Source organism: Marinobacter sp. SS21 (assembly GCF_028369065.1).
Taxonomy (GTDB): Bacteria; Pseudomonadota; Gammaproteobacteria; order Pseudomonadales; family Oleiphilaceae; genus Marinobacter.
The window spans coordinates 61,841-72,549 of sequence record NZ_JAQNDA010000008.1 but is presented as its reverse complement, the minus strand read 5'-3'; the positions used below and the strand labels follow the sequence as shown (position 1 = coordinate 72,549).

At 56.5% G+C, this 10,709-nt stretch carries 9 protein-coding genes and 1 tRNA gene; 2 read left to right on the top strand and 8 right to left on the bottom strand.

The annotated features are described in order from the left end of the window. Positions 1-4: 4 nt before the first annotated feature. Both fadA and fadB read right to left on the bottom strand, forming a co-directional pair. Positions 5-1,180 carry an acetyl-CoA C-acyltransferase FadA gene (fadA, locus tag N6L25_RS12180; RefSeq protein ID WP_271980659.1) on the bottom strand — a complete coding sequence of 392 codons (1,176 nt, stop codon included), beginning with the start codon at positions 1,178-1,180 and terminating at the stop codon, positions 5-7. Positions 1,181-1,213: 33 nt separating this feature from the next. Next, positions 1,214-3,361, bottom strand: a complete 2,148-nt coding sequence (fadB, locus tag N6L25_RS12175; protein WP_271980941.1) for a fatty acid oxidation complex subunit alpha FadB — start codon at positions 3,359-3,361, stop codon at positions 1,214-1,216. A 495-nt stretch (positions 3,362-3,856) separates the two neighbouring features. Between fadB and N6L25_RS12170 the strand changes: the two genes are divergently transcribed. Then, the gene (locus N6L25_RS12170; protein ID WP_271980657.1) at positions 3,857-4,672 is read left to right on the top strand and encodes a hypothetical protein; all 816 of its coding nucleotides are present in this window, start codon (positions 3,857-3,859) and stop codon (positions 4,670-4,672) included. A 197-nt stretch (positions 4,673-4,869) separates the two neighbouring features. Beyond that, a complete protein-coding gene (locus tag N6L25_RS12165) occupies positions 4,870-5,301 on the top strand; it encodes a universal stress protein (protein WP_271980655.1) in 432 nt (143 codons plus the stop codon). Between the two features lie 64 nt (positions 5,302-5,365). Here the strand turns inward: N6L25_RS12165 and N6L25_RS12160 are convergent, their stop codons facing one another. The 6 genes from N6L25_RS12160 to N6L25_RS12135 form a co-directional block, all read right to left on the bottom strand. Further along, entirely contained in the window at positions 5,366-6,028 is a 663-nt protein-coding gene (locus tag N6L25_RS12160) for a DUF6901 family protein (RefSeq protein ID WP_271980653.1), read from the bottom strand. Then, positions 6,025-7,938 (bottom strand): ATP-binding cassette domain-containing protein, encoded by a 1,914-nt coding sequence (locus tag N6L25_RS12155; protein WP_271980650.1) that lies wholly within the window; start codon positions 7,936-7,938, stop codon positions 6,025-6,027. Before N6L25_RS12155 ends, N6L25_RS12160 begins: the two co-directional genes overlap by 4 nt. A gap of 6 nt (positions 7,939-7,944) precedes the next feature. Further along, the gene (locus N6L25_RS12150) at positions 7,945-8,742 is read right to left on the bottom strand and encodes an MOSC domain-containing protein (RefSeq protein WP_271980648.1); all 798 of its coding nucleotides are present in this window, start codon (positions 8,740-8,742) and stop codon (positions 7,945-7,947) included. A 232-nt stretch (positions 8,743-8,974) separates the two neighbouring features. Then, positions 8,975-9,050, bottom strand: a tRNA-Gly gene (locus tag N6L25_RS12145). A gap of 109 nt (positions 9,051-9,159) precedes the next feature. Continuing rightward, complete coding sequence (locus tag N6L25_RS12140; RefSeq protein WP_271980646.1) at positions 9,160-9,909, bottom strand: TetR/AcrR family transcriptional regulator; 750 nt, start codon at positions 9,907-9,909, stop codon at positions 9,160-9,162. Positions 9,910-10,027: 118 nt separating this feature from the next. After that, a complete protein-coding gene (locus N6L25_RS12135; RefSeq protein ID WP_271980939.1) occupies positions 10,028-10,642 on the bottom strand; it encodes a DUF924 family protein in 615 nt (204 codons plus the stop codon). Positions 10,643-10,709: the final 67 nt, after the last annotated feature.

Sequence of the window (10,709 nt, the reverse complement as noted above, 5' to 3'; positions counted from 1 at the left end):
CAGATCAAACACGCTCCCAAACGGTCGCAATACCCTGCCCCAGGCCGATACACATGGTGGATACACCATATTTACCGCCTTTGGCCTCCAATACGTTAATAAGCGTAGTGGAGATACGGGCACCGGAACAGCCCAGCGGATGGCCAAGGGCAATCGCGCCGCCGTTCAGGTTGACCTTCTCGTTCATAACGGCCGTCAGCTTCAGGTCCTTGATAACCGGCAGAGACTGACCAGCGAACGCCTCGTTCAGCTCCCAGAAGTCGATGTCTTCGACTTTCAGGCCTGCACGCTTCAGCGCCTTCTTGGTAGCCGGAACCGGGCCGTAACCCATGATCGCGGGATCACAGCCGGCAACCGCCATGCTAACGATGCGGGCACGCGGCTTAAGGCCGAGGGCTTCAGCACGCTCTGCAGACATCAACAGCATGGCCGCTGCACCGTCAGTCAACTGAGAAGAGGTACCGGCAGTTACGGTGCCACCCTTCGGGTCGAAGGCTGGACGCAGCTGGCCCAGGGACTCAGCAGTGGTCTCCGGACGAATGGTCTCGTCCTGCTCGATCAGCACCTTGAAGCCGTTTTCGTCGTGACCTTCGACAGGCACGATTTCGTTCTTGAAACGGCCTTCCAGGGTCGCTTCGTGGGCCAGGCGGTGGGAACGCGCACCGAACTCGTCCTGCTGCTCACGGCTAATACCGTGCATCTTCGCCAGCATTTCCGCGGTCAGGCCCATCATATTGGACGCTTTGGCGGAGTACTTGGAGGCAGCCGGGTTGTGGTCGAAACCTTCGGTCATGGGTACGTGACCCATGTGCTCAACACCACCAGCCACAAACACATCGCCGTTACCGGTCATGATGGCCTGGGCCGCAGTGTGGATAGCGGTCATGGCTGAGCCGCACAGACGGTTAACCGTCTGGGCAGAGGACTCGTGCGGGATGCGGGTCAGCAGTGAAATCTGACGCGCAACGTTAAAGCCCTGCTCCTTGGTCTGGTTTACACAGCCCCAGATCACATCTTCAACTTCTTTCGGGTCGAGCTTAGGGTTGCGCTCGAACAGTGCGTCGATCAGGACAGCCGACAGAGTTTCTGCACGTACGTTGCGGAAACAACCGTTCTTGGCACGACCCATCGGAGTCCGCACGCAATCGACGACGACAACGTCTCTCGGATTAAGGCTCATAGATCTTTCTCCGTTCGGAAATCTCGTTCAGGGTTAGCCAAAGAACTTCTTGCCAGTCTTGGCCATTTCACGCAGCTTCTTGGTCGGGTGGTACAGAGGACCAAGGTCTGCATACTTGTCTGCCAGCTCGACGAACTTGTCTACACCCATGTCGTCGATGTAACGCAGAGCACCACCACGGAACGGCGGGAAGCCGATACCGAAGATCAGTCCCATGTCAGCGTCGGCCGGGTCTTCAACAATGCCATCTTCCAGGCAGCGAACGGTTTCCAGGCACAGCGGGATCATCATACGAGCAATGATTTCTTCCTCGTCGAAGTCCTTCTGGCCTTGAACGACCGGCTCGATCAGCTTGTAGGTATCTTCGTCTACAACCTTCTTTTTCTTGCCCTTGCGGTCCAGCTCGTACTTGTAGAAGCCCTTGTCGTTCTTCTGACCGTAACGGTCGTTCTCGAACATGACATCGATGGCGCTCTTGTTCTCGTCCTTCATGCGGTCCGGGAAACCTTCAGCCATCACTTCGTTGGCGTGCTTGGCGGTATCCATGCCAACAACGTCAAGCAGGTAGGCAGGACCCATCGGCCAGCCAAACTTCTCCATGACCTTGTCGATCTTCTGGAAGTCGGCACCATCGCGAACCAGGCCGGCAAATCCGCCGAAGTACGGGAACAGGACACGGTTAACCAGGAAACCCGGGCAGTCGTTGACAACGATCGGTGTCTTGCCCATAGCCTTGGCGTAAGCCACGGTGGTCGCGATAGCACGATCACTGGTCTTCTCGCCACGGATAACCTCAACCAGCGGCATCATGTGTACCGGGTTGAAGAAGTGCATGCCACAGAAGTTTTCCGGACGCTTCAGGTTCTTGGCCAGAAGGTTGATGGAAATAGTGGAGGTGTTGGACGTCAGGATGGCGTCTTCGCGAACCTGATCTTCGGTTTCGCGCAGAACGATGTCCTTGACCTTCGGGTTCTCAACAACCGCCTCAACCACCAGGTCAACGCTCTTGAAGTCGCCGTAGTTCAGGGTCGGAGTGATGCTGTTGAGGACGTCGGCCATTTTGTCGGCCTTCATCTTGCCGCGGCTGACACGCTTGGTCAGCAGACTCTTGGCTTCGTTCAGGCCCAGGTCGATACCGGCCTGATTGATGTCCTTCATGACGATCGGGGTGCCCTTGAGGGCTGACTGGTAGGCAACGCCACCACCCATGATGCCGGCACCCAGCACGGCCGCCAGTTTCACTTCGCTGGCTTCCTTCTCCCATGCCTTGGCCTTCTTCTTGAGCTCCTGATCGTTCAGGAACAGGCCAACCAGGCAGGCCGCCACATTGGTTTTGGCCATCTTGGCGAAGCCTTTGGCTTCCACCTCGATTGCCTTGTCACGGGTCAGGTTAGCGTGCTTTTGCATAACCTTGATCGCTTCAACCGGTGCCGGGTAGTTCTTGCCAGCCTTGCCAGCAACAAAGGCTTTGGAGATCTCGAACGCCATCATGCTTTCCATGGAGTTCAGCTTGATCTTGCCTTTTTTCTCTTCACGACGGGCCAGGTTATCCAGCTTGCCCTCGTTGCACTGGTTGATGATCGCAACGGCAGCTTCGACCAGCTTGCCGGATTCCACGACAGCATCAACGGCGCCAATTTTCAGAGCAGCGTCAGCGCGGTTTTCAGTACCACCGCAAATCCACTCAACGGCGTTATCAACACCAACTAGACGAGACAAGCGTACGGTACCGCCAAATCCAGGGAAGATGCCCAGCTTGACTTCGGGCAAACCAACCTTGGCCTTGCTGTCCATGACACGGTAGTCGGTGGACAGACACATTTCGAAACCGCCACCCAGCGCAATGCCATTGATTGCGGTAACGGTGGGGAACGGCAAGTCTTCAACGGCGTTGAAAACTTCGTTTGCCTTCAGGTTGTTGGCAACCAAGTCTTCTTCCGAACCCGCAAACAGGTCGGTAAATTCTGTGATATCGGCACCGACAATGAACGAGTCCTTTGAGCTGGTCACTACCAGGCCCTTCAGGTCTTTCTGTTCTTTAAGTTTGTCGGTCGCGGCGCCGAGCTCTTCGATGGTAAGACGGTTGAACTTGTTCACTGACTCGCCCTGCAAGTCAAAGTTCAACTGAGCGATCCCGCCTTCGATCTCTTTAACCGTGATGGCTTTACCTTCGTAAATCATCAACTGATCTCCAGTCTGTTTTTAGAACTGCTTCCAGTGAGGTGAATTGACGTGCGTCACCCCACTGTGTGTGCAGCGAATTTCAGTCACTGCCCGAACCCCCGATCCAAAAAATTCATACAGTCGTTTGAATCGTGAGGGGACACGATGAAAAAAAACCGTCCGTTTGTCAATTTGTTTCTAGCCGAACGGTGGAATTAAATGCGCTTGAATCAAGGCTGAGGATTTGAGTTGGGGCTCTGAATCGTTAAATTTCAGGCGCCTAGTATAGCAAGCTAACAAGCCACCCAAGCTGGCGTTTGTATCCGCAATAATCTGTTACATTTAATCTGGCCCCAGCCCTGAAAACCGCTTGATTGGCCAGCGAAGTTACTTTACCTTCAGTTTCAGACCTTAGTCCAACGACCAAAGGCGCAGGCCTTCCAAGAACAATTCGCCCTGGCTCAGGTTGGACCACAATAACAAAACACGATAAAAAAACGGAGATTGCATCCGATGAAAGACGCTCGTATTGGAGCGCGATCGCTTGTTGCGGCCTTTTTCCTGCTTGTCATCGCCTCTTTTGCCACCAAAGCCGACGAAGCCTCCAGCTTCCTTGGCAACCTGCACAACTTCCGAGTCAGCAACTTTATCGCCCTGGACGCTTACTACCGCTTCTCGGTAGACGGCAACACCGATGCCCTGAATGAGATCGTTGCCACCATCAACGATGCCAATAGTGCCATGAACACGGTCTCGGAAAGCACGGCAGAAGTGCTCACGGTCGCCGACATTGAACGGCTCAACGAGAACTTCGACAAATTCAAGGAGCTGATGCGCCAGAACATCAACGATGTCCGCAAAAACGGGTATCCGGACCTTCGGCTGGTGGGCGAAATGGCTGAGCAGGCAGCAGCGCTCAACGACCTCGCCACCGAACTGTACGCGGTATCACTGGAAAGTAACCAGATCTCCACCAACAAACGGGTGGAGGCCGCCCGCTCGGCCGCGGTGACCCTGGCTCAGATGATGGCCAAATACTCGGTACGCTCCAACATGTCGGTATCCCAGACCTTCCAGGGCAGCGCTACCGAAGAACCCCTTGACGTCAAGGCAAGACAGTTTGAATCGTTACTCATCGAAGTGTCCAGCGGCCCCAAATCCGGCCCACTGAAGGCGATGCTGGATGACATCAACGCCAAGTGGCAGTTCATCCGCAACTCCTACATCAACTACAACGAGAACAACGTGTCGTTCGTGATCGACCGCTATTCCAAGGGCATTCTGGAAGCGCTTGACGACACCATCTCCCTGCTGCAGCAAAACGCCTGACCTTTGGGTCGGGCGCTTTCCTTTTCCCGGGTCTGATTAAGCGATTCCAGCCAGCCAAACCTCCTTCCCATTCTTGATATCGGCCAGTGATAGATATCCGGTTCTGTCCTAAAGTATTAAGGGGCCTCCGAATAACTTCGAATCGGCGCCCCGAAATCAAACGCGTTGTCAGTCACTCTCCGTCACAGGAGCTCGATATGTCGACCTACACGAAAGTTTTAACGGCCATCGACCTGACCGAAGAAGCACCACAGGTGTTGAACCGGGCAATTGAGGTATGCAAGGCACATAACGCCGAATTGATGCTCTGCCACGTGGTTGAGCCTGTGGGCTATGCCTATGGCGGCGATATCCCCATGGATCTGACCGAATTGCAGGACCAGCTCGATGCCGCCGCTAAAGAGCAGCTGGATAACTATGGCAAGCGCCACGGTGTCAGTGAAGAAAACCAGATTGTTACCGTTGGCCGCCCGGAATCCGAGATTCACCGCCTCGCGGAGGAACGGAAGGTCGACCTGATCGTGGTCGGGAGCCATGGACGCCGAGGCATTCAACTGCTGCTCGGATCGACGGCCAATGGCGTGCTGCATGGCGCCAAGTGCGACGTGCTCGCGGTTCGCATCACCTGAGTCCGGTCCGCCTACCGAGCACTCCCTGGCCACCTGCCGGGAGCCAGGGCGCAAGCCCTTCTCCTCACGACTGGGTTATCCTTGCCTCCAATTTCCTCAGCTGACTTTCCAACGACACACTGACGCTGGAGGCCATGGAAAAGAAGTTTAGCAAGGCCTTAAGGTTGCTATCACCCTGGCACACTGCGTGTATTCTTTGCCAAAGCGCCTGATTCACCAACTGCAGCCGTTGGTTACGTGCCACCAGCCCTTGCAGATCCCAATCCGGTTCCTGTTCATGCCGTTTGGCAAAGTACTGCTGTAGCAGGTAGTGGGACACACTGCGCATGATGAACTCATCGCTGGAGGCAAAGGGTAAGTGGTGCACCGCCATGGACTTCAGTTCCGACAACACAGGGCAGCCGCTGGTGGCCATTTTCAACCCCAACAGCGACCGTAACGCCTCCTCCAGCGTGGTCTGCTTGAGGTAACTGCGATGATCGTCATCGACACGCACCTCCACTGGCTGATAGGCATCCTCGGCCTGAAAGGCATCCACCACCGGCAACATGGCGACTGCCGCCGGACAATGAGGCGAATCTTTGCTTTTTAATGGGCAGTTGGAACATTGGCAGTGCTCCAGCCGGGTCCACGCCGGCAGAGGCTCGCGAACGTCAACCGGTTGATCGGCGACTTTGAAATCGATCTTGCGCCCGTCTTGCAGCGTGAAATGATAACCAACGTTCATGGGTTGCCCTGCTCTTCCAGTTCCATCCAACGCTCCATGGAAGCTTCCAACTCAGCCTCAGACTCAGCCAGCCGTTCCAACTGCTCACTTACTTCCGGTTGCGGCCGATTGTAAAACTCCGGCTCGGAAATCAACGTCTGCAGCGATGCCACCTCGCGCTCCAAGGCTTCTATCTTGCCGGGTAATTGCTCCAACTCAAGTTTCAACTTGTAACTGAGCTTTGTCGGCTTCGCTTTATTGACCGGAGCCGTTTTGACAGCCTTGCCTGCCTGTGGCACAGACTCCGCCTGGGGGGGCTTGCTGGACGCCAACTCCGAAGGGAAGCGACCACCCTGACGCCGCCAATCGCTATATCCGCCAACATATTCGTGCACTTCGCCACTGCCATCCAAAACGATCGTATCGGCTACCACGTTGTCGAGGAATTCCCGGTCGTGACTGATAATCAACACAGTGCCGTTGAAGGCTACCAACTGGGATTCCAACAACTCCAGGGTTTCAACATCCAGATCATTGGTTGGCTCGTCGAGCACCAGGATATTGGCAGGCTTGCTGAACAGTTTGGCCAGCATCAATCGGGCGCGCTCGCCGCCGGAAAAGACACTGACCGGGGAGCGGGCCCGTTCCGGACTGAACAGGAATTCCTGCAGATAGCCGAGGACATGCTTCTGTTGGCCATTGATCTCGATGTACTCCCGCCCCTCGGCAAGATTGTCGAGCGCGGTTTGAGACAGGTCGAGTTCGCCTCGTAGCTGGTCGAAGTACGCTACTTCCCGATTGGTTCCCAGACGGATGCCACCTTCTGTCGGCTCCAGTTCGCCCAGCAGAAGTCGGACCAGTGTTGTCTTTCCGGTACCGTTCTCACCGATCAAACCAATCTTGTCACCACGCAAGACCGTCAGGTCCATGTTTTGGATCACTGACGCGCCCTGACCATAACGGAAGCCTGCGGCCTTAGCCTCAACCACCAGACGACCAGAGCGGGCGGCGTCTTCGACAGCAAAACTGGCAGTTCCTCCGCGCTCCCGACGCTGTTTGCGCTCCTCGCGCATGGCCTTGAGCGACCGAACCCGCCCCATATTCCGGGTCCGCCGCGCCTTGATGCCCTGCCGTATCCACGCCTCTTCCTGCTTTAGCCGTTTATCGAACAGCGCATTCTGGCGCTCCTCTTCTTCCAGGGCCTTCTCTTTAAGCTCCAGATAGCGATCATAGGTGGCGGAAAAACTGATCAGCTTGCCACGATCCAGCTCGACTATCCGGGTCGCCATGCGCCGGATAAAAGCGCGGTCATGGCTCACAAACAAAATGGCACCGCGAAACTGGGACAGGGCCTCTTCCAGCCAGGCGATAGCCGGCACATCCAAATGGTTGGTCGGCTCATCCAGCAGCAACACGTCGGGGTCGGTGACCAACGCCTTGGCCAATAATACCCGCCGCTGCCAGCCACCAGAAAGCTCATCGAGTCGCTTGTCGGGGTCGACCCGATACTGCTTCAGAATGGCGCTCACCCGCTGCTCCAGCCGCCAGCCGTCAAGGGCTTCCAGCCGCTCCTGGACTTTGGTGAGTCGTTCCAGGCTGTTTTCATCCGCCTTCTGGGACAGAGCATGAAACTCTGCCAATAGCTCGCCAGCTTCCGCAAAGGCGCTGGATACCACCTCGTAGGCAGTTCGGTTGTCATCGGTCGGCAGGTTTTGTGGCAGCACGGCCAAACTGGTGCCGCTGTCCAACTTCACCGTCCCGCTGTCGGGCACGACTTCCTGGCTGATAATCCTAAGCAGCGTGGACTTCCCCTCGCCATTGCGTCCCAAAAGACACACCCGCTCACCGGCTTCGACCGCCAACGATGCGTGGTCCAGAAGCGGATGAACTCCGTAGGCCAGTGATATTTCGTCCAACGCCAATAACGGCATGCAGTCTTACTCCTGTTCAAGAATCTCTACGGCATCGCCCACACGTATAACGCCCGGCTTGCCATCGTGCAGGGCATTTACCCCGAACATCACACCATCGGCAGTTCGGCGAAACCGCCCGAGGGTCCTCAATGGCTCGCTATCCGGCGCTTTGACACCTCGATCCGGATCGACCGTGGTCATGACGCAGCGGGAACACGGTTTTGGCAGCGAGAACGACCTCTTGCCAATGTCCAGGCTTCGCCACACGTCTTCTGCCCAGGGCTCCGGCCCGTCGATGACAATGTTTGGACGAAAACGACGCTCGTCCACCGCCACCTGCAGTCGCCCATTCAGATCGTCCAGAGAGGCTTGATTCACAATCAGGAACGGGAACCCATCGGCAAACCCCACCCTCCGCCTATCCATGACCCAACCACTATCGACCCGGCGGAATGTGGACTCCGGCATGTAAACGAGCTCGACGGATTGCCCGCAAAAAGCGCTCACTGCCGCCGCCGGCCCGGGCTCCGCCAGTCGCCCCTTGACCCAGTCCCGCCACACTCGAACCGACCGCTCGGTTGGACCCGCAGACAGCGGGTAGCGCGCCTGCCCCGGCACGTCGATCCAAACCTGACCGTCAATAAGCTCGGTGCCGACGTTGGCGAGCTGGGGATGCGTGCGTTGAGTGACGAACTGATTTTCCCGATCAACAATCATCCAGCGACGATCATCAGCCGGCCCAAAGCCATCAAGCGCCATTTCCTGAACCGCAATGCCACGCAATGATTTCACTGGGTAAATATACAACGAGCGAACACGCATAGGAGACTCCTTTCGGGTTATGGAGCACGTCATTGCCCCCACTCTGACTGGCGTCAATCAGCATTCTCACAAAACCAAGCAACGGGAAACCGATCAGCGGAACGCATTTCGACCGTGAGGGCACCGAGTATAACCGAGTTGCCCATGACCGAGAGGAAGGCCGATCCACAAAAACAAACTGCACGCCAAAACGAAAAAACCCAGCCGTCAGGGCTGGGTTTTTTCTGGAATCTGGAGCGGGAAACGAGATTCGAACTCGCGACCCCAACCTTGGCAAGGTTGTGCTCTACCAACTGAGCTATTCCCGCTTTTTGTCGTCGTCGGGCTGGCTACTGAATGGCTCCTTGCGACAACGGATGCGGATTATACGGAGCCATTTTTCAGCTTGCAACACCCAAGATGCAAACAACTGAAATTTTATTCGACGCCTCGCTCGTTAACCGGCAGATCCAGCACAAGCCCAAGCATTCGTTCAACGGTTTCGCTCAGGTACTGGGCCTGGTATTCCTCATGGTACAGCAAACCGTCGTACCCCAGCCCCAGTACCACGCTGACCAGCAACGAAGCATCACGCCTGGGAGATTGAGAATCCAGTCGCTGCAACAAGGATTCCAGCCCGGAGACCCAGGCCGTACGGTGCTGACGGGCGAGATGCGTCAAATCGGGATCTCGCAACGCTTCCATCAGAAATACCTGCTCCGCCAAGACTTCGTCTTTGCGATGGGTAATTTGCTCGCCCAGGTAAGCGGTTACGATTGCCGCCAGGCGCCTGGCCAATTGCGCCCGCCCCTCGCCACCGCGCTTGAGGGTTTCCGGCGGCGTACCGTCCAGAACCACATTGACCATTCCATAGAACTGGTCCAGGTTTTCCTGGGCTTTCTCTGCAAACAGCGTAAAGGCATCACTGATGAGCTCATTGATGTCTTTGAAATAGTAGGTAGTGGAGGCTAGCGGGACCTCGGCTTCTTTCGCCACCGACCGGTGCTTGATGCCACGAATCCCCTCTTTCGCGGCAATGCGCAATGTTGCCTCAAGAATCTGAACTCGCCGCTGCTCGCTTTTCGCGCGAAACGCCTTCCGCCCACTGTACTGGACGGCCTGATGGTCGATACCAGCGTCCGCCAGCGATTCTTGATCGTGCATGTCCAACTCGTTTACGTGCACCATTGGAGTTATCCCGGCCTCTGCCTTCGTTCATAATCAACTTTAGGACAGTATGACGCGATTGGCCCGCAGAAACATTGACCGGATAGCCAATTCCACCGAACTGCGCCATACAACTCTACTACTGGCCATAACGTCGCGCACCACCGGCAAGGTATACCGTTTCGTCAGGCGTGCTATCACGCCGCAGCACCTTGTTCCGGTGGGGGAAGCGACCAAAACGGACAATCGTGTCGCGATGAGCCCTGGCCGAGCCCAGGAAACTGCCCAACAGATCACGGAGAGCGCCCTCCGTGGACGCCACCAGCTGTTCATACAGCGCTACGCCCCGATCCTGATCCGGCAGACGCTCAGAATGCTGTAACGGCATGTAAAAGAACGCCCGGTAAAGCGCGGGCAACGTCAAATCCGCGCCTTGATCCAACCCCTCCCGGCACAAGGTCCGGCAGAATGGGTCCGAGGCGTAAGCCAGATCCGTCCCCCGATAGATGTTGCGGCTAAACTGGTCCAGCAGGATGATTTCCGCAAGCCGTCCGCGCCCCCGCATTTCCGGATCGCGCCAATCCTGAAGCCCGTTTTCCGAAGCCACCAGGACCATGGACAGAAATCGTCGCCGAATTTCCTGGTCAAAGGATCGGGACGCCCGGAACCAACGATTCCGATGGGCTGCATCCGCAAGCCCCTGATCATCAAGGGGGCCAAACCAGCAATCCAGGACATCCTCTGCACCGAACATCGTACCCACCCCCCTGTTATCCTTCGCACCTGCTCACCCTGCACGACCTTCACCTCGGCAACTACGC

Coding starts and splice junctions, on each gene's coding strand:
- fadA (WP_271980659.1), bottom strand. CDS start 1,180: ATGAGCCTTAATCCGAGAGACGTTGTCGTCGTCGATTGCGTGCGGACT.
- fadB (WP_271980941.1), bottom strand. CDS start 3,361: ATGATTTACGAAGGTAAAGCCATCACGGTTAAAGAGATCGAAGGCGGG.
- N6L25_RS12170 (WP_271980657.1), top strand. CDS start 3,857: ATGAAAGACGCTCGTATTGGAGCGCGATCGCTTGTTGCGGCCTTTTTC.
- N6L25_RS12165 (WP_271980655.1), top strand. CDS start 4,870: ATGTCGACCTACACGAAAGTTTTAACGGCCATCGACCTGACCGAAGAA.
- N6L25_RS12160 (WP_271980653.1), bottom strand. CDS start 6,028: ATGAACGTTGGTTATCATTTCACGCTGCAAGACGGGCGCAAGATCGAT.
- N6L25_RS12155 (WP_271980650.1), bottom strand. CDS start 7,938: ATGCCGTTATTGGCGTTGGACGAAATATCACTGGCCTACGGAGTTCAT.
- N6L25_RS12150 (WP_271980648.1), bottom strand. CDS start 8,742: ATGCGTGTTCGCTCGTTGTATATTTACCCAGTGAAATCATTGCGTGGC.
- N6L25_RS12140 (WP_271980646.1), bottom strand. CDS start 9,909: ATGGTGCACGTAAACGAGTTGGACATGCACGATCAAGAATCGCTGGCG.
- N6L25_RS12135 (WP_271980939.1), bottom strand. CDS start 10,642: ATGTTCGGTGCAGAGGATGTCCTGGATTGCTGGTTTGGCCCCCTTGAT.